Below are 18,652 nucleotides of genomic sequence, written 5' to 3' on the forward strand. Positions count from 1 at the left end.
GGGACGGCGTGCTTGGCGCGCGAGTGACTCCCTCGCGCGTCGGAAGGGCCTTCCTCCCCTTCCCCGCATCCGGCATGCGACCAAAAAGGATAGCGATCGCAGATGAGCAAAACCGCCAAGAAGCCCGAATTCCGCCCCAACGATTACGTCGTCTACCCCGCCCATGGCGTCGGCAAGATCGTCAGCATCGAGGAGCAGGAAGTCGCGGGCATGAAGCTCGAACTGTTCGTCATCTCGTTCGAGAAGGACAAGATGACGCTTCGCGTCCCCACCGCGAAGGCCGGCTCGATCGGCATGCGCACGCTCAGCTCGCCCGACATCGTCGAGCGCGCGCTCGAGACCCTCAAGGGCCGCGCCCGCGTCAAGCGCGCCATGTGGTCGCGCCGCGCGCAGGAATACGAGCAGAAGATCAACTCGGGCGATCTGATCTCGATCGCCGAGGTGGTGCGCGACCTGCATCGCGCCGAGGATCAGCCCGATCAGTCCTATTCCGAGCGCCAGCTTTACGAAGCCGCGCTCGAGCGGCTGACGCGCGAGCTGGCGGCCGTCCAGGCGATCGACGAAGCCGCCGCCGCCGCGCGCGTGGACGAGATGCTGACCCAGCGCGCCGCCTGAGCGCGCTCCGAGCGCAACGCGAAGGGCCTGCCACGCAAGCGGCAGGCCCTTTTCGCATGGCCGCGGGGGCCGCGCCCTTTTCATGGCCGTGGGCGGCCGAGTCGGCGCGCGGCCCGCCGCGCGGCCCAGGCTCAGCCTTCGGCGGCCAGCCGGCGCGCCTCTTCGATCGCCTCAGGGCGCAGACCGCGCACCGCGGTCAGGCGCGCGTTGAGCTGCGCAAGGCCTTCTTCGTCCAGCGCGCCCAGCTGGGCGAAGGTGCGGATGCCCAGCGCCGCAAGCTCTTCCTGAAGTTTCGGGCCGATGCCCTTGATTCGCTTCAGATCGTCGGCGGGCTTGCCCTGGGCTGCGACGACGCCGAACAGGTCGGCTTCGGGCGCGCCCTCGGGGTCCGCGGCAGGCGGCGCGGCGGGCGCGGCGGCGGGCTGCGCATCGTCGCGCGGGGCTTCGGGGCGCGGGGCGTCGTCGCAAGCGGCCTGGTCGCGGGCCGCCTCCTCGCGCGGGGCCTCGACAGGCGCGGCCTCGTCGCGGGCGGCCGGTTCGGCCGGCTCGGCCACGATCACGGCATCCTCGACTGCCTCATCGGCGGCCTTCTCTTCAGCCGCCCTGGCGAAGGGCGTCTGGCCGGGCGCCAGGGTCAGGCTCCACATGGCGCCGAACCGCCAGGGAACGCCGAAGAACGGGGCCATGGGCGAAAAGCTGAGGACGTATTCGAGGGCGGTCTCGTCATCCCTCTTGGTCAGAGAGACGCCGAAGGGCGCATCGAAGGTCATGGCGCACTCCTGAGGATCAAATCCATGTTGCATTGCACGCAAGATACGCGTGCGCATTGTGCATTGCAACATCGGATGCGCCGGCGACGCGACGCCCGCCGCGTCGCCGGCCCCGCGCCTCAGACCGCCTTGCGCAGCTTGCGCCCCTTTTCGGCGCCGGCATAGCCGTAATGCTCGGCCAGGCGCGTCAGGGCGATCTTGAGCACCACCTTGCCCGAGCGCGCCGACCAGCCCATGCGCCGCTCGGTCGCCTCGAGCCCCTCGAGGAAGCAGCACGCGCGCAGCGCCACGTCGTTCAGCCCCGGCCCCAGCGCTTCGAGCGCGCGGGCCAGGCGCTCGCGCGCGCCCATCGGCCCCTCGGAAGGTCCGCGAAGGCGCGACACGCCGCCCTCGTCCACCGGCGCCAGCAGGCGCGTCCAGTCCTGCGCCACGCGCGGGCCAAGCTGGGCCAGCTCGAAATCCTCGCGCAGCTTCTCGCCGGCGGCGACCTCGGCCGAGGTCAGGAAGGGCTTGCCGTCCGGTCCCTTGCGCTTGGCCAGCCAGCCCAGCGGGGTTTCGCCGAGATTGACGCGGCGGCGCACCGATTCGCCGTTCTCGGGAAACAGGCGCTCGCCCTCGACGGCGTGCTGGCGCGCGAAGGGCGAGGCGGCCTCGGCCATCTCGCGCGCCTCGGCGCCGCGACGGCGCCTTTCGCCCTCTTCGGCGATGATGCGCTTGAGCCAGGCGCGGCCGACGGCGCTGATCTCGTAGCAGGCCATGTTGGGGCTCGAGGTGGTGGCCACGATCCACTCGCGCGCGGCGAAGGCCTTGGCGTAGGCGACGGACAGGCGCGCCAGGGTGACGAGCCCGTCCTTGCCCTTGCGGAACACGCAGGCGGTTTCGGCGCCCCGGGCAAGGGCGAGGAAGGCGCCGGGCTCGCACAGACGGCGCAGGATGCGCTTGGCCTCGCGGACGATCTCCTTGTCGCCAGGGGCGCCGACGGCGGGACGGGAGGGGCGAGAATGGGTCAACGCGGTCTCCATGGACGAATCATGCGCTGAGGCATGCGCGCGAAGCCAGGCCGAGGCGTCCTCGAGCAGGGCGTCCGCAAGCGGATCGTCCCGGCGCTGCTCCACGCGCCGGACGGCGCGCATGATGGTTGAGGGTTGGCAGTCCTGCTGCGCCGCAAGCCCCCGCATCGAGACGCCCAGAACCACATGCGCCAGGTAGAGGGCGGCGTCGGTCACGCGCCGATCGTCGGCGTCGGCGTGCAGGACCGACATGGCGGCGCGGCGGCACTGTTCGAGCTGGTCTGCGATGCGCGTCATTTTTTTCGCCTTTTCGGGGAACTTTAGGCAATTTTCAAGCTATGGTTGAATTATGAACATTGAGTTAAGTCGCAAAAATGTTTGGTGATTCGCAGCAAATCCTTACAAATTATTAATTTAATTGGATTTTCACGCAGCGCGCGCTACAACCCATGGTTGCGCAACACCCGGAATCACGCGCCAAGATGAACGCCGTCACGAAACGCAAGCCACGGAGACGGCCATGTCCTTCGCCTACTTCCCCGCCCAGGCCTTCGCCACCGCCGCCCCCGCCATCCCGCCCAAGGGCGCGGAGCCCGCGCCGACGCCGCGCATCCCCCCCGCCCATGCCCTGCGCGGCCTGCGCCGCCCGCGCATCCTGGCCCGCGCCGCGCGCGCGGCCGCGGCGGGCTATGCGCGCAAGCGCGACCTGCCGCGGCTGCTGCCGGGCTTCTCGCCGCGCGATCCGTCGGAACTGATGGGCAAGCTGCGCCAGGTCGAGGCCGAATGCGAAAAGGCCCGCCGCGCCAAGGCGACGGGCTATTGCGCCGTGCGTCATGTCGGCATTCTGGCCGCGCTGATCGCCGAGGCCGCCGCCCCGACCCGCACGCTCCGCGCCTGAGGGCGCGGAGCCGGCCCGCTCAGGTGAAGCTGTCGGGCTCGGAAGCCTTGCGCTGGGCGACATAGGCCTCCAGCGCCTCGCGGGTCGCCGGATCGATCGCCGGGGCCTCGTATTCGGCCAGCATGCGCTTCCAGCGCGCCTCGGCCAGCGCGGCGCTGTCGCGCGCGCCTTCCTCGGCCCAGGTCTCGAAGGGCTTGTAGTCCAGGACCTCGGTGCGCCAGAAGGCGGTCTGGAAATTCGCCTGGGTGTGCGCGCAGCCCAGATAATGCCCGCCGGGACCGACCTCGCGGATCGCGTCCATGGCCTGGGCGCCTTCGGACATGTCCACGCCCTCGGCCAGGCTGTGCAGCACGCCCAGCTGATCGGCGTCGAGCACGAACTTCTCGTAGGACGCGACCAGCCCGCCCTCGAGCCAGCCGCAGGCGTGCAGCATGAAGTTGACGCCGCCCAGCAGCGCCGCGTTCAGGGTGTTGGCGGTCTCGTAGGCGGCCTGCGCGTCGGGCAGCTTGGACCCGCACAGCCCCCCGCCCGAGCGGAAGGGCAGCCCCAGGCGCCGCGCCAGCTGGCCCGCGCCGAACAGGATCTTGGACGCCTCGGGCGTGCCGAAGGTGGGCGCGCCCGAATTCATGTCGATCGAGGTCACGAAGGCGCCGAAGATCACCGGGGCGCCAGGCCGGATCAGCTGCGAATACGCCACGCCCGCCAGCACCTCGGCCAGCACCTGCGTCAGCGTTCCGGCCACCGAGACCGGCGCCATGGCCCCGCCGACGATGAAGGGCGAGATGATGCAGGCCTGATTCGCCCGCGCATAGACCTCGAGCGCGCCCATCATCGTCGCGTCGAAGGTCAGCGGCGAGTTGATGTTGATGAGCGAGGTCATGACCGTGTCCAGCTCGCCCTCGGGCTTGCCGAACAGGATCTCGCACATGCGCACCGAATCCTCGGCGCGCGAGGGCTCGGTGACCGAGCCCATGAAGGGCTTGTCGCTGAGCGTCATGTGCGCCAGCAGCATGTCGAGATGGCGCTTGTTGACCGGCACGTCGGTCGGCTCGCACAGCGTGCCGCCCGAATGGTGCACCCACCTGGACATGTAGCCCAGCTTCACGAAGTTGCGGAAATCCTCGATCGTGGCGTAGCGGCGGCCCTTTTCGTTGCAGCGCACGAAGGGCGGGCCGTAGACCGGCGCCAGCACCAGGTTGCGCCCGCCGATGGTCACGTCGCGCTCGGGGTTGCGGGCGCGCTGGACGAAGCTGCCGGGCGCGGTGGCGCACAGCTGCCGCGCCAGCCCGCGCGGGATGCGCACGCGCTCGCCGTCGATGTCGGCGCCGGCCGCGCGCCAGCGCTCGAGCGCGGCGGGGTTGTCCACGAAATTGACGCCGATTTCCTCGAGCACCGTCTCGGCGTTGCGCTCGATGATCTCCAGCGCCTCTTCGTCCAGGATCTCGAAATTCGGAATCCTGCGCTCGATGAAGCGCGCGGCCTCGATCCGGCGCGCGGTGCGCGCGGCCCGGCGCGCCGCGCCGCCTCCGCCGCGCGCCCTGCGCCGTCCCGCGCCCGCGGCCTCGTCCCGAAGTTCCGTCATGTCATCCATCCATATGTGCGCCGTCAGCGTTGGCACGAACATACCCCGCCCGTCCGCGGCCGAGCCCACGAATGCGGCCCGCCGCGCGCCGGTTGCGACATGTCGGGCGCATCCGGCGCGCATTGGCCGCGCAACGGGGGCCGCGCAACGGGGGCCGCGCGCCGGGGGCGGCCCCGGGGGTCGCGCCGGGGGCGCTGGGGGACCCTTCGGGGGCGCTTCGGGGCCGGGCCCGCGGCGCTCGCGCAGACGCGCGCCGCGCCCCGGCGCGCGCGGATCTTGCGCGCGCGCGCCGCTCGGGCTACGCAGCGCCATGACCCAGGCACATGATCTCATCCTCATCGTCGATTTCGGCAGCCAGGTGACGCAGCTCATCGCCCGCCGGCTGCGCGAAAGCGGCGTGTATTGCGAAATCCATCCGTTCAACAAGCTGGACGACGACGCGCTGCGCCGCCTTGCGCCCAAGGGGGTGATCCTGTCGGGCGGCCCCGATTCGGTCACCCGCCCCGGCAGCCCCCGCGCCCCCGAGGCGCTGTGGACGCTGGGCGTGCCGGTTCTGGGCATCTGCTACGGCCAGCAGGTCATGGTCGCGCAGCTGGGCGGCAAGGTCGAACCGGGCGCCGAGCGCGAATTCGGCCGCGCCTTCGTCACCATCAAGGCCGAGGATCCGCTGCTGCACGGCCTGGCGCCCGTGGGCGGGCGCGAAGAGGTGTGGATGTCGCATGGCGACCGCGTCGTCGCCCTGCCCGAGGGCTTCGGCGTGATCGGCTCGTCCTCGGGCGCGCCCTACGCCATCATCGCCGACCCCGAGCGCCGCTTCTACGGCGTCCAGTTCCACCCCGAGGTGCACCACACCCCCAACGGCGCGCGGCTGCTGCGCAACTTCACCCACGAGGTGTGCGGCCTGAAGGGCGACTGGACCATGGCCGCCTATCGCGACGAGGCGATCGAGAAGATTCGCGCCCAGGTCGGCGACGGCAAGGTCATCTGCGGGCTGTCGGGCGGGGTCGATTCGTCGGTCGCGGCGGTGCTGATCCACGAGGCGATCGGCGATCAGCTGACCTGCGTCTTCGTCGACACCGGGCTGATGCGCATGGGCGAGGCGGACGAGGTGGTGAGCCTGTTCCGCGACCACTACAACATCCCCCTCATCCACGCCGACGAATCCGAACTGTTCCTGTCCGCGCTCGAGGGCGTCAGCGACCCCGAAGAGAAGCGCAAGACCATCGGGCGCCTGTTCGTCGAGGTGTTCGAGAAGCACGCGCGCGAGGTCGGGGGCGCGAAGTTCCTGGCCCAAGGCACGCTCTACCCCGACGTGATCGAATCGGTCAGCGTCACCGGCGGCCCCTCGGTCACCATCAAGTCGCACCACAATGTCGGCGGCCTGCCCGAGCGCATGAACCTGCAGCTGGTCGAGCCGCTGCGCGACCTGTTCAAGGACGAGGTCCGGGCGCTGGGCCGCGAGCTTGGCCTGCCGCCCGCCTTCGTCGGGCGCCATCCCTTCCCCGGTCCGGGGCTGGCCATCCGCTGCCCGGGCGAGATCACCCGCGACAAGCTCGAGATCCTGCGCAAGGCCGACGCGATCTATCTGGACCAGATCCGCCGGCACGGCCTGTATGACGAGATCTGGCAGGCCTTCGCCGTGCTGCTGCCCGTGCGCACCGTGGGGGTGATGGGCGACGGGCGCACCTATGACTATGCCTGCGCGCTGCGCGCGGTCACCTCGGTGGACGGGATGACGGCGGACTACTACCCCTTCAGCCACGACTTCCTGTCCGAGACCGCCACGCGCATCATCAACGAGGTCGAGGGCGTCAACCGCGTCACCTACGACATCACCTCGAAGCCGCCGGGCACGATCGAGTGGGAATGAGCCCGTCGGGCGAGACGGCGCGAGGCGGCCTGCGGCGTGGCTTGAAGCCCATGCCGCAGGCCTTTGTTTTGGATTGAACAAGAAAGACGGCTCGACGCGCCGCCGCCCCATGCGACGCGCTCCTGAAGGGCGCGCGCCTTGGCTCCGCCGCGCGAGGAACGCGCCCCAAGGCGCCGGCGCTTCACGTCTTCTTGCCGCGCGAGACCGCCCGCCGCCGCGCCGCCCCGGGCGATGCCCCGCAGGGCGCGCGCCCCGGCTCCGCCGCGCGAGGAACGCGCCCCAAGGCGCCGGCGCTTCACGTCCTTTTCCCGCCGCAGCGGCCCGCGCCCGCCCGCCGCGCCGCCGCCCCCGGCCCAGCGCGCCGCGCGGATATCTCGCGCGCAACGGGCGAATCGCGCTCTTATCGACCGAGGATGCGCGGCGCCTCTTGCGCCGCCGCGAAAATGGAGGATCGACATGCATCTGGGCGCCGTCCGGCTGCGCGAAGCCGCGATCGAGCTGCGCGGCAGCTACTGGTTCATCCCCGCGGCGCTGGTTCTGGGCGCGGCGGCGCTGTCGCTTCTGCTCGGATGGGCCGACCGCCACCCGCGCGTGGCCGAGCTTGTGCCCGAGGGGCTGTTCAGCGCCCGCCCCGAGGATGCGCGCGCCACGCTCGGGGTCATCGCCTCGGCCGCCATCGGCGTGGCGGGCGTGGCCTTCTCGATCACCATCGTCGCGGTCACCTTCGCCTCGGGGCAGCACGGACCGCGGCTGATCGGCAATTTCATGCGCGATCGGGGCGCGCAGTGGAGCCTCGGCATCCTGATGGCCGCCTTCGTCTACGCCCTGATGACGCTGCGCGCCGTCGAAGGCGCGGGCCCGGAGAATGGCGGGCACGCCTTCGTGCCCCAGATCTCGATCGGGGCGGCGCTGCTGCTGTCGCTGCTTTCGGTCGGCACGACGATCTACTTCTTCCACCACATCCCCGACACGATCGACATCGCCAATCTGGTGGCGGCGCTGGGGCGGCGGCTGTGCGCGCGCGTCGTCCGGCCCGACCTGCCCGCGCCCGAAAGCACGCGCGGCCTGCGGCCCGAACGCACCCTTCCCGCCTGGGAGGTCACGGCCGCGCAGCCCGGCTATGTCCGCGCCGTCGATCCCGAGGGAATCGCCCGCATCGCGCTGGACTGCGCGGCGCGCGTGACGCTGCTTGCGCCGCCGGGCAGCTTCGTCTCGGCCATCGAGCCCGCCTTTCGCGTCGAGGGCGCGCCGCCCTCGGACGAGCTGGCCGATGCGCTGCGCAAGACCATCGCCATCGGCGAGGGCAAGACCGAAGAGCAGAACACCCTGTTCCTGGTCGAGCAGCTGGTCGAGGTGGCCGCGCGCGCGCTCTCGCCCGGCGTCAACGATCCCTTCACCGCGGTTTACTGCATGAACTGGCTGCACGCGGCGCTGATCGCCCGGCTCGAGGCCGGCGCCGCGGCCTGCGACCAGGAAGAGGGCCTGGTCGTTCTGCCGCAGCTGTCCTGGCCCGCGCTGCTGTCGGCCTCGCTGGGCGCGTGCCTGCCCTATGCGCGCCCCGATCCCATCGCCTCGGCCGCGCTGGGCAAGCTGCTTGACCGTCTCGAGGCCTGCACCGAGGGAGAGGACCGCGCCGCCGTCGCGCGCCTCGTGCGCGAGCTTGCCCGCGCCGAGCCGCGCCGCGGCGCCTGATCCGCCCCCTTGGCGGGGGCTGGCGCGGCGCGCGGAAATTGCGGCGATTTTCTCTCGATCGGGTCTTGCAAAGCCCTGAGTCGCCGTATAGATACCCGGCTCACGGAGGGTGTATAGCTCAGTTGGTAGAGCAGCTGACTCTTAATCAGCGGGTCCAAGGTTCGAGTCCTTGTACACCCACCACCAGGTTTCGGCCCCGTCGCGCAGGCGACGGGGCCTTTTCATTTTGCGCGCTGCGGCCCGATGCGGCCCCGGCGCCGGCGGCGCGGGCCCCCGCCCCGCAGCCCCGCCCCGCAGCCCGCGCCCCCGCCCGGACCGACGCGAAAAACCCCGGACGCGCGAGGCGTCCGGGGTCCGCGCCGCCGGCGGGCGACGGCATGGCGCTGCGCGGGGCGCGTCAGCCCAGCTGCTTCTCCAGCTCGGGCACGGCCTCGAACAGGTCGGCGACCAGGCCGTAATCGGCGACCTGGAAGATCGGCGCCTCTTCGTCCTTGTTGATCGCGACGATGACCTTCGAGTCCTTCATGCCCGCCAGGTGCTGGATCGCCCCCGAGATGCCCACGGCGATGTAGAGCTCGGGCGCGACCACCTTGCCGGTCTGGCCGACCTGCCAGTCGTTGGGCGCGTAGCCCGAGTCGACCGCCGCGCGCGAGGCGCCGACCGCCGCGCCCAGCTTGTCGGCGAGGCGCTCGATGATCTTGAAGTTCTCGGCCGAACCGACGCCGCGGCCGCCCGAAATGACGATCCGCGCCGAGGTCAGCTCGGGCCGGTCGCTGGCCGCCAGCTTGTCCTCGACCCACTCCGACAGGCCGGGATCGGCGGCGGCGGGGGCGGTCTCGATCGGCGCGGGGGCCTGCTCGCCGGCGGCGTCGAAGCTGGCGCCGCGGATGGTCATGACCTTCTTGGGGTCGGCGCTGCGCACCACCTGCATGGCGTTGCCGGCGTAGATCGGGCGCTCGAACTCGTCCGGGCCCTTCACGGCGGTGACGTCCGACAGCACCATCACGTCGAGCAGCGCCGCGACGCGCGGCGCGACGCTCTTGCCCATGCTGGCCGAGGGGAACAGGATGTGCTCGTAGGCGTCGGCCAGCGAGCGCACCAGCTCGGCCATCGGCTCGGCCAGCTGATGGGCGTAGGCGTCGCCCTCGACATGGATCACCTTCTTGACGCCGTCGAGCCTGGCGGCCGCCTCGGCGGCGGGGCCGGCGTCCTTGCCGGCGACGAGCACATGCACGTCCCCGCCGATGGCCTTGGCGGCCGAGACGGTCTTGGCGGTGACGTCGTTCAGCGACGCGTTGTCATGGTCGGCGACGATCAGGACGGCCATCAGAGCACCCCCGCTTCATTCTTCAGCTTCGACACAAGCTCGGCCACGTCGGCCACCTTGACGCCCGCCTTGCGCGCGGGCGGCTCCGAGGTCGAGACCACCGTCAGGCGCGGCGAGACGTCCACGCCGTAATCGGCGGGCGTCTTGACCTCGAGCGGCTTCTTCTTCGCCTTCATGATGTTGGGCAGCGAGGCGTAGCGCGGCTCGTTCAGCCGCAGGTCGGCGGTGACGATGGCGGGCAGCTTGACCTTGACGGTCTGCAGGCCGCCGTCGACCTCGCGCGTGACGACGGCATGGTCGCCCTCGATCTTCAGCTCCGAGGCGAAGGTCGCCTGCGGCCAGCCCAGCAGCGCGGCCAGCATCTGGCCGGTGGCGTTCATGTCGTTGTCGATGGCCTGCTTGCCGGCGATGACCAGGCCCGGCTGCTCTTCCTCGACCACGGCCTTGAGCAGCTTGGCCACGGCCAGCGGCTCGATGTCCTGGGTCACGTCCTCGGCCGCCTCGATCAGGATCGCGCGGTCGGCGCCCATGGCCAGCGCGGTGCGCAGCGTCTCCTGCGCCTGCTTGACGCCGATCGAGACCGCCACGACCTCGGTCGCCACGCCCTTTTCCTTGAGGCGGATGGCCTCCTCGACGGCGATCTCGTCGAACGGGTTCATCGACATCTTCACGTTCGCAAGATCGACCCCGGAGCCGTCCGCCTTGACGCGGACTTTCACGTTGTAGTCGATCACGCGTTTGACGGGCACGAGCACCTTCATCTCAGCGTTTCTCCTCGTTGCGCGCGGCGGGGGCGCCGCGCAAGAAAACGTCCCCTCCCTCTACCCCGGCGCGCGCGCCGGGACGAGGCGAAAAACGACCGCGCCGCGCCGAAATCGCCGCGCGGGGCTGCGGGGCGAACCTGACGTTGACGTTCGCGTAAGTCAAGAGCCGCCCCAAGCCGCGGCAGCCTGCCGCACCCGCGCCCCTCAGCGGTTCGCGCCCGGAACCCACAGCACGTCGCGCGCGCCGTTCTCGTTGGCGACGCGCGCGGCGACGAAGAACCAGTCGCTCAGCCGGTTGAGGTAGCGGATGGCGGCGGGGTTGACCTCTTCGCGCGCGGCCAGCGCCACGGCGCGCCGTTCGGCCCGGCGCGCGACGGTGCGGCACAGATGCAGATGCGCCGCCAGCGCCGAGCCGCCCGGCAGCACGAAGCTGCGCAGCGGCGCGAGGGCGGCGTTCATGGCGTCGATCTCGGCCTCGAGCCGCCGGGCCTGCGAGTCGGCCATGCGCAGCGGCGGATGCTCGGCCTCGGCCTCGTCCGGGCGGGGCGGGCGGCACAGATCGGCGCCCAGATCGAACAGGTCGTTCTGGATTCGCGCCAGCGCCGCGTCCATCTCGCCCTCGGCGTGCAGGCGCGCCAGGCCGAGGGCGGCGTTGGCCTCGTCCACCGCGCCGTAGGCCTCGACGCGCAGATCGTCCTTGGCGCGGCGCGAGCCGTCGCCCAGCGCCGTGTCGCCCTTGTCGCCGGTGCGGGTGTAGATTCGGTTCAGAACGACCATGGATCCCCCTTCGCTCGGCGCCGCGGCGGGCGCCTCAGTAGCCGTGGCGCGCCAGCCAGACCGTGGCCACGATCAGCCCGATCGAGACCAGCTGCATCAGCAGCCGCAGCCGCATCATGCGGTTTGCGTTGCGCTTGTGAAAGGCGCCGCCGCGCGCGAAGGATCCCGCGCCGAAGATGACGATCCCCAGCGTGATCAGGCACGAGACGACGGCGAACAGAAGAAACAGCTTGGACATGGCCGAGGACATAGCGCGCCGCGCCGCCTTCGGCCAGACTCCGTCGCTCAGATCCGCGCCAGCAGCGCGTCGCGCAGGCGCGTGGGCGCGGCGCGGCGCAGGCCCTCGGCGATCCAGCTGGCGCGGGTGACGAGCACGCGCGCGGGCGGTCTGCGCGCCTCGAGCGCGCGCGCCAGGGCGCGGCAATAGGCCTCGGGCGAGGCGCCCAGGAAGCCCGGCGGGCCGTCCTCGGGCGCGCGCAGGCGCGGCAGCAGCTCGGCCTCGTATTCCGCGCGCCGGGCCGAGGCGCGCCAGTCGATCCAGCGCTCGAAGCGGGGCGCGGACTTGCGCCGGATCATCGAGGGGATCGGCCCCGGCTGGATCAGCGTCACATGCACGCCGGTCCCGCGCATCTCGAGCCGCAGCGATTCAGTCAGCCCCTCGAGCGCGAACTTGGTCGCCACGTAGGCGCCGCGGTGGCGCGCCCCGACCAGCCCCAGCACGGACGAGACGTTGACGATGCGCCCGCCCCCCGCCGCGCGCATCAGCGCGATGGCGCGGCGCGTCAGGTCGTGCACGCCGAACAGGTTCGTCTCGAAGATCTCGCGCAGCGCCGCGCGCGGCACGTCCTCGACCGCGCCGGGCAGCGCGAAGGCGCCGTTGTTGACCAGCGCGTCCAGCCGCCCGCCGGTCAGCGCGCGCAGCGCCTCGGGCGCGCGGGCGACCGACGCTTCGTCGGCGTAGTCGAGCGCGAAGCTCTCGAAGCCCTCGTCGCGGCGCGCGCGCGCGTCCGCCTCGGCGCGGCAGGTGGCGATCACGCGCCAGCCGCGCGCGCGCAGATGCCGCGCCGCCGCCAGCCCCAGCCCCGAGGAGCAGCCGGTGATGAGCGCCACGCGCCGCGGGTCGGCGCCCGGCTCTTGTCCGGCTTCATGTCCGGGCGCCCCATGGGGCGCCGCGGCGGCCGAGGCCCCGCGCGCCCCGTCCGCAGGCGATTCGGCCGGCCTCCCGCTCACCTTCTGGGCCCCGCGCCCTTCGGTCCGTCCGCCCGCCCGGCGCCTGGCATCGGTCATCGCCGCCCCCCTTCGTCTGCCATTCCGCCGACGATCCGCACCCTCGCCGACGCCGCGAGAAGGCCCGCCGGGCGCGCGCCTGTCAATCCGCCCTCGCGCCGCCCGCGCGCGCCGCCCCGCCGCGCAGCGGGCGCTGGACCGCGCCGCGCGGCCGCTGTATCACCGGCCCATGGCAGACAGCATCGACACCGACGACATCGGCCCGGGCCCCGGCGCGGGCGGCGCGATCATCGCCGAACCCCTGCGCCGCGCGCTTGGGGATCGGTATCTTCAATACGCCCTCTCGACCATCATGCACCGCGCGCTTCCCGACGCGCGCGACGGGCTCAAGCCCGTGCACCGGCGCCTGTTGTGGGCCATGCGGCTGCTCAAGCTGGACCCGGCGCAGGGCTTCAAGAAGTCGGCCCGCGTGGTGGGCGACGTCATCGGCAAGTATCACCCCCATGGCGACCAGGCGGTGTATGACGCGCTGGTGCGCCTGGCGCAGGACTTCGCCGTGCGCTACCCGCTGATCGACGGGCAGGGCAATTTCGGCAATATCGACGGCGACAACGCCGCGGCCATGCGCTACACCGAATCGCGCCTGACCGCCGTCGCGGCCGAGCTGCTCGACGGGCTGGACGAGGACGCGGTCGATTTCCGCCCCACCTATGACGGCGAGGACGAAGAGCCCGAGGTTCTGCCCGGCGCCTTCCCGAACCTGCTGGCCAACGGCGCCTCGGGCATCGCGGTGGGCATGGCGACCTCGATCCCGCCGCACAACGCGGCCGAGGTGATCGACGCCGCGCTGCACCTCATCGCCCATCCCGACGCCTCGGTCGAGGATCTGCTGCGCCATGTCCCGGGCCCCGACTTTCCCACCGGCGGCGTGCTGGTCGAGCCGCGCGAGTCGATCGTCGAGGCCTACCGCACCGGCCGCGGCGGCTTCCGGCTGCGCGCGAGCTGGCGCGTCGAGGATCTGGGCCGCGGCCAATGGCGCGTGGTGGTGGACGAAATCCCCTACCAGGTGCAGAAATCGCGCCTGATCGAGAAGATCGCCGAGCTCATCAACGCGCGCAAGATCCCGATCCTGGCCGATGTGCGCGACGAATCCGCCGAGGACGTGCGCCTCGTGCTCGAGCCGCGCTCGCGCAACGTCGATCCGGCCGTGCTGATGGAGACGCTGTTCCGCCTGACGGATCTCGAGGTGCGCGTTCCGCTCAACATGAACGTGCTGATCGACGGGCGCACGCCCAGGGTGTGCTCGCTGTCCGAGGTGCTGCGCGCCTTCCTCGACCACCAGCGCGAGGTGCTGGTCCGGCGCTCGCGCCACCGGCTCGAGCGCATCGCGCGCCGGCTCGAGGTGCTGGCCGGCTACATCATCGCCTATCTCGACCTCGACCGCGTGATCGAGATCATCCGCACCGAGGACGACCCCAAGGCGGCGCTGATGGCCGAGGACTGGTCCGCCGCCGCGGGCGCCGAGGCGGCGGCGCTGGACTTTGCGCGCCGGCCCGGCGGGCTGCACCTGACCGAGACGCAGGCCGAGGCGATCTTGAACATGCGCCTGCGCGCGCTGCGCAAGCTCGAGGAAATGGAGCTGCGCGCCGAGCGCGACGCGCTGAGCGCCGAGCGCGCCGAGCTCGAGGCCCTGCTGGCCTCGGAAGAGGCGCAATGGGCGCGCGTGGCCGGCAAGCTGCGCGAGGTGCGCGCGCGCTTCGGCGCGCCCGAGGAGCTGCGCGCCGTGACCTTCGCCGAGGACCTGGCCGCGCTCAAGGCCCGCCATGGCGCCGAATGGCCCCAGGGCGCGCGCCGCACGGGCTTCGCCGACGCGCCCAAGGTCGAGGAGGTGCCTCTCGAGGCCATGATCGAGCGCGAGCCGATCACCGTGGTGTGCTCGCGCAACGGCTGGATCCGCGCGATGAAGGGGCACAACCCGCTCGACGCCGAGGTCAAGTTCAAGGATGGCGACGGCCCGCGCTTCGCCTTCCATGCCGAGACCACCGACCGCATCCTGCTGTTTGCCACGAACGGGCGCTTCTACACCATCTCGGCGGCCAACCTGCCCGGCGGGCGCGGCATGGGCGAGCCGGTGCGCCTGATGGTCGATCTGCCCAATGACGAGGACCTGGTCGCCATATTCCCGCACCGCCCGGGCATGGCGCGGCTTCTGGCCTCGAGCGCGGGGGACGGCTTCGTGGTGGACGAGGCCGAGCTGCTGGCCCAGACCCGCGCCGGCAAGCAGGCCCTGAACCTGCGCGAGGGCGTGCGCGCGGCGGTGTGCCGGCCCGCCGTCGGCGATCACGTCGCCGTGGTGGGCGAGAACCGCAAGCTGCTGGTCTTCGCGCTGGACGAGCTGCCGCGCATGAGCCGCGGCAAGGGCGTGCGGCTGCAGAAATACAAGGATGGCGGGCTGAGCGACGCCATGGTCTTCGCGATCGACCAGGGCCTGCGCTGGTTCGACGGCGGCGGGCGCGTGCGCACCGTGGCGCGGCCCGAGCTGGACGAATGGATGGGCAAGCGCGGCGGCGCGGGGCGCATGGCGCCGCGCGGCTTCCCGCGCGACAACCGCTTCCCGCCCGAGGGCGCCGAGCCGCCGGCCAAGGGCTGACGAGGCCGCGATCGGGCCGGCCCCGCGGCCGGGGCGACGGCGCCCCGCGACCATCCCGGCCCGTTCCGCGTCCGCCCCCCGCGCGCCTGCGCGCCCGCCTCCGCGGCGCCGGTCAGGCGCGCGGCGGCGACGGGCGATCAAACCGGCGACCGGGAGGGCGATCGGGAGGGGCGATCAGGCGGGGCGATCAGGCGGGCGGGCGCTCGGAAGGGCCGGCGGTCAGAAGATCGTGTAGCCGCCGTCGATCACGAAGCACTGGCCGGTGTGATAGCCGGAAAGGTCGCTCATCAGATAGCCGGCCACGCCGCCGTAATCGTCGGGCCGGCCGAAGCGGCGCATGGGGATGCGCGGCAGCACGTTGCGCACGAATTTCTCGTTGGCGAACAGGCCCGCGGTCATCTCGCTTTCGGCATAGCCGGGCAGGATGGCGTTGACGGTGATGCCATGGCGGGCCAGCTCGACCGCCAGCGCGCGCACCAGCGCGTTCACCGCGCCCTTCGAGGCGCCGTAATGCTCGTTCCACGCCGCGCCCTCGATCGAGGCCACGGACGAGGTCGCCACCAGCCGGCCGAAGGCGTCGCCGGCCTTGGCGCGCTCGATCATGTGGCGCGCGGCGACCTGGAAGCAGGCGGCCACGCCGTCGACATTCGCCGCCATCAGCGCGCGCCATTCGTCCGGGGTGCGCTCGATCGAGGGCTTGGGCTGGCCCGACACCCCGGCATTGGCGAACATCCCGTCCACGCGCCCGAAGCGCGACAGCGTGCGCGCGAAGGCGTCGGCGATCGAGGCGCGGTCGGTCACGTCGCAATGCTCGGCCGCGACGGCGCCCGCGCCCAGCGCGCGCAGCTCTTCTTCGGCATGGCGGTTCTTCTCGGGGTTGCGCCCCCAGATCGACACGGCGCAGCCCATGCGCGCCAGCGTGCGGGCCATGCCCAGACCCAGCCCGCCATTGCCGCCGGTGACCACGGCCACCCGGCCCTCGAGATCGAAAGGATTGCTCATGCTCGCACGTTCCCAGCCCTTGCGCCCGGCCCCGCGCGCGGCGCGCGCGGGCGCCCCGGCGTCACCCTCACAGGCCGCTTGAGTTCAGCGGCCGCCAACCCTAGCCTCGCCTTCAAGCCGGCGTCAAACAGGGCTCTGCGCCGCGCGGCGGAGCCCGACGACAAGCCCGGGCCGCAGCCGGCGCGGCCCGCGCGCAAGGAGGAGAACGCCCGTGACGCGCCGCATCAGCGCCCCCCGATCCGCGACCCAGGCCGCGCCCCTTTCGGCACCCGGATTCGCGCCCCTTTCCGCCGCCCTGCCCGCCCGCGCGGCGGCGCCCTCTTCGGCGCCCTCTTCGGGGGCCGCGCGATGAGCGCCCCGCGCGAGGCCGAGCCGCTGATCGTGCGGCGCAAGGACGGCGTGGCGACCGTCATCCTCAACCGTCCGCAGGCGATGAACGCGCTCTCTCGCGCGCTGCGCATCGCGCTGGCGCGCGCCATGGCCGAGCTGTCGGCCGACGACGAGGTGCGCGCCGTCATCCTGACCGGCGCGGGCGAGCGCGCCTTCTGCGCCGGGCTCGACCTCAAGGAGCTGGGCGCCGATCCCGAGGCCATCGCCGCCGCCAACCCCGATTCGGCCGCCGAGGACCCCGCCCTGGCCGTCGGCCGCTGCCCCAAGCCGGTGATCGGCGCGATCAATGGCGTGGCCATCACCGGCGGGTTCGAGCTGGCGCTGGCCTGCGACATCCTCATCGCCTCGCGCAATGCGCGCTTCGCCGACACCCATGCGCGGGTCGGCATCATGCCCGGCTGGGGGCTGAGCCAGAAGCTGCCGCGCATCATCGGCCCCTCGCGCGCGAAGGAGATGTCCTTCACCGGCGCCTTCATCGGCGCCGACCGCGCGTTGCAATGGGGGCTGGTGAACCATGTCTGCGCGCCCGAGGCGCTGCTGCCCGAGGCCGAGCGCATGGCCGCCGAGATCGCCCAGGCCGATCCCGAGTTCATCATGGCCTACAAGGCGCTGATCGACGACGGCTATGCGCGCACCCTGGCCGAGGGGCTGGCGCTCGAGGCCGAGCGCTCGCGCCCCTGGAACGCCGCCCAGACGCCCGAGAAGCTCGAGGCGCGCCGCGCCGCCGTCATCGCCCGGGGCCGCGCGCAGCTGTGAGCCGTGGGGGCCGGGCGCGCCGCGCCCGACGCCCCCGAGGCGCCGCCCCGGACGCCCGCGGCCCCCGATGCGCGGACCAGGCCGCCTCGCGCCCATCGCAAGGAGCATCCCATGACCGAAGCCGCCTATATCTACGACGCCATCCGCACCCCGCGCTCGCGCGGCAAGGCGGACGGCGCGCTCAACGAGGTCAAGCCCATCGACCTGGTGGTGACGCTGCTGCGCGAGATGCAGGCGCGCCACGATCTGGACACCGCGCGGGTGGACGACGTGATGCTGGGCTGCGTCACCCCCGTGCGCGAGCAGGGCGCCGTGCTGCCCAAGATCGCGCTGCAAAAGGCCGGCTGGGCGCAGAACGTGGCCGGCGCGCAGGTCAACCGCTTCTGCGCCTCGGGGCTGGACACGGTCAACACCGCCGCCGCCAAGGTCGCCAGCGGCTGGGAGGACCTGGTCTGCGCCGGCGGCTATGAAAGCATGAGCCGCGTGCCCATGGGCTCGGACGGCGGCCCCTTCGCCGAGGACCCCGAGACCAACATCCGCACCGGCTTCGTTCCGCAGGGCGTGGGCGCGGACCTGATCGCCACCATCGAGGGCTTCGACCGCGACGCGGTGGACGCCTTCGCCATGCGCTCGCAAAAGCTGGCCGCCCATGCGCGCGACAGCGGCTGGTTCGACCGCTCGGTCGTGCCGGTGCGCGACGAGAACGGGCTGGTCATCCTCGAGCGCGACGACTTCATCAAGCCCGACACCGACATGCAGAAGCTGGGCGCGCTCAAGCCAAGCTTCGCCGGCCCCGGCGCCATGGGCTACGACCTGATCGCGCTGGCCAAGTATCCCGAGGTCGAGCGCATCGAGCATGTCCACACGCCGGGCAATTCGTCGGGGATCGTGGACGGCGCCTCGCTGGTCATGATCGGCAACGAGCGCGCGGGCAGGGAGCTGGGCCTGACGCCGCGCGGGCGCGTGGTCTCGGTGGCGCTGACGGCGACCGAGCCGACCATCATGCTGACCGGCCCCGGCCCCGCCGCGAAGAAGGCGCTGGCCAAGGCGGGGCTGGGCATGGACGACATCGACCTGGTCGAGATCAACGAGGCCTTCGCCTCGGTCGCGCTGAAGCTGCAGCGCGACCTCGACGTGCCGGACGAGAAGCTGAACGTCGTCGGCGGCGCCATCGCCATGGGCCACCCGCTGGGCGCGACGGGCGGGTGCCTGGTCTCGACCATGCTCGACGAGCTCGAGCGCCGGCGCCTCAAGCGCGCGCTGATCTGCATGTGCGTGGGCGGCGGCATGGGCATCGCCACGATCATCGAAAGGGTCTGATC

General features: G+C 72.1%; 16 protein-coding genes and 1 tRNA gene. 8 read left to right on the forward strand and 9 right to left on the reverse strand.

The features are described 5' to 3' along the window. The first annotated feature begins 102 nt into the window (after positions 1-102). Complete coding sequence (locus tag BMW67_RS13580; protein WP_072748218.1) at positions 103-615, forward strand: CarD family transcriptional regulator; 513 nt, start codon at positions 103-105, stop codon at positions 613-615. Between the two features lie 131 nt (positions 616-746). Here the strand turns inward: BMW67_RS13580 and BMW67_RS13585 are convergent, their stop codons facing one another. After that, positions 747-1,385, reverse strand: coding sequence for a hypothetical protein (locus BMW67_RS13585; RefSeq protein ID WP_072748219.1), 639 nt, complete (start codon positions 1,383-1,385; stop codon positions 747-749). Positions 1,386-1,504: 119 nt separating this feature from the next. Further along, positions 1,505-2,692, reverse strand: coding sequence for a DUF6456 domain-containing protein (locus tag BMW67_RS13590; RefSeq protein ID WP_245728536.1), 1,188 nt, complete (start codon positions 2,690-2,692; stop codon positions 1,505-1,507). A gap of 223 nt (positions 2,693-2,915) precedes the next feature. On the opposite strand from BMW67_RS13590, the gene BMW67_RS13595 reads away from it, so the two are divergent. Beyond that, positions 2,916-3,293, forward strand: a complete 378-nt coding sequence (locus tag BMW67_RS13595) for a DUF6477 family protein (RefSeq protein ID WP_083581557.1) — start codon at positions 2,916-2,918, stop codon at positions 3,291-3,293. A 19-nt stretch (positions 3,294-3,312) separates the two neighbouring features. Here the strand turns inward: BMW67_RS13595 and BMW67_RS13600 are convergent, their stop codons facing one another. After that, on the reverse strand, positions 3,313-4,875 hold the full coding sequence (locus BMW67_RS13600) for a trimethylamine methyltransferase family protein (protein WP_091764270.1): 1,563 nt from the start codon (positions 4,873-4,875) through the stop codon (positions 3,313-3,315). A gap of 310 nt (positions 4,876-5,185) precedes the next feature. Here BMW67_RS13600 and guaA point away from each other — a divergent pair, with 310 nt between their 5' ends. From guaA to BMW67_RS13615, 3 genes are all read left to right on the forward strand, one after another. Continuing rightward, positions 5,186-6,745, forward strand: a complete 1,560-nt coding sequence (gene guaA / locus BMW67_RS13605; RefSeq protein WP_072748221.1) for a glutamine-hydrolyzing GMP synthase — start codon at positions 5,186-5,188, stop codon at positions 6,743-6,745. A gap of 456 nt (positions 6,746-7,201) precedes the next feature. Then, positions 7,202-8,437, forward strand: a complete 1,236-nt coding sequence (locus tag BMW67_RS13610; RefSeq protein WP_072748222.1) for a DUF2254 domain-containing protein — start codon at positions 7,202-7,204, stop codon at positions 8,435-8,437. A 107-nt stretch (positions 8,438-8,544) separates the two neighbouring features. Next, positions 8,545-8,620, forward strand: a tRNA-Lys gene (locus tag BMW67_RS13615). Between the two features lie 214 nt (positions 8,621-8,834). Here the strand turns inward: BMW67_RS13615 and BMW67_RS13620 are convergent. From BMW67_RS13620 to BMW67_RS13640, 5 genes are all read right to left on the reverse strand, one after another. Beyond that, positions 8,835-9,764, reverse strand: coding sequence for an electron transfer flavoprotein subunit alpha/FixB family protein (locus tag BMW67_RS13620; RefSeq protein ID WP_072748223.1), 930 nt, complete (start codon positions 9,762-9,764; stop codon positions 8,835-8,837). After that, the gene (locus BMW67_RS13625; protein ID WP_072748224.1) at positions 9,764-10,525 is read right to left on the reverse strand and encodes an electron transfer flavoprotein subunit beta/FixA family protein; all 762 of its coding nucleotides are present in this window, start codon (positions 10,523-10,525) and stop codon (positions 9,764-9,766) included. The genes BMW67_RS13620 and BMW67_RS13625 overlap by 1 nt, the downstream gene beginning before the upstream one ends. A 207-nt stretch (positions 10,526-10,732) precedes the next feature. Then, positions 10,733-11,305, reverse strand: coding sequence for a cob(I)yrinic acid a,c-diamide adenosyltransferase (locus BMW67_RS13630; protein WP_072748225.1), 573 nt, complete (start codon positions 11,303-11,305; stop codon positions 10,733-10,735). A 34-nt stretch (positions 11,306-11,339) separates the two neighbouring features. After that, the gene (locus BMW67_RS13635; RefSeq protein WP_072748294.1) at positions 11,340-11,543 is read right to left on the reverse strand and encodes a twin transmembrane helix small protein; all 204 of its coding nucleotides are present in this window, start codon (positions 11,541-11,543) and stop codon (positions 11,340-11,342) included. A 47-nt stretch (positions 11,544-11,590) separates the two neighbouring features. Continuing rightward, positions 11,591-12,415: an SDR family NAD(P)-dependent oxidoreductase gene (locus BMW67_RS13640; RefSeq protein WP_245728537.1), complete on the reverse strand. Its 825-nt coding sequence runs from the start codon at positions 12,413-12,415 to the stop codon at positions 11,591-11,593. A 346-nt stretch (positions 12,416-12,761) separates the two neighbouring features. Here BMW67_RS13640 and parC point away from each other — a divergent pair, with 346 nt between their 5' ends. After that, positions 12,762-15,182: a DNA topoisomerase IV subunit A gene (gene parC / locus BMW67_RS13645; RefSeq protein ID WP_072748226.1), complete on the forward strand. Its 2,421-nt coding sequence runs from the start codon at positions 12,762-12,764 to the stop codon at positions 15,180-15,182. Positions 15,183-15,401: 219 nt separating this feature from the next. Here the strand turns inward: parC and BMW67_RS13650 are convergent, their stop codons facing one another. Further along, complete coding sequence (locus BMW67_RS13650) at positions 15,402-16,184, reverse strand: SDR family NAD(P)-dependent oxidoreductase (RefSeq protein ID WP_072748227.1); 783 nt, start codon at positions 16,182-16,184, stop codon at positions 15,402-15,404. A gap of 348 nt (positions 16,185-16,532) precedes the next feature. On the opposite strand from BMW67_RS13650, the gene BMW67_RS13655 reads away from it, so the two are divergent. Together BMW67_RS13655 and BMW67_RS13660 are read left to right on the forward strand one after the other, a co-directional pair. Continuing rightward, positions 16,533-17,330 (forward strand): enoyl-CoA hydratase, encoded by a 798-nt coding sequence (locus BMW67_RS13655; protein ID WP_072748228.1) that lies wholly within the window; start codon positions 16,533-16,535, stop codon positions 17,328-17,330. A gap of 111 nt (positions 17,331-17,441) precedes the next feature. After that, the gene (locus tag BMW67_RS13660; protein WP_072748229.1) at positions 17,442-18,650 is read left to right on the forward strand and encodes an acetyl-CoA C-acetyltransferase; all 1,209 of its coding nucleotides are present in this window, start codon (positions 17,442-17,444) and stop codon (positions 18,648-18,650) included. The last annotated feature ends 2 nt before the right edge of the window (positions 18,651-18,652 follow it).

Origin of the sequence: Oceanicella actignis (genome assembly GCF_900111545.1) — a bacterium.
Taxonomy (GTDB): domain Bacteria; phylum Pseudomonadota; class Alphaproteobacteria; order Rhodobacterales; family Rhodobacteraceae; genus Oceanicella; species Oceanicella actignis.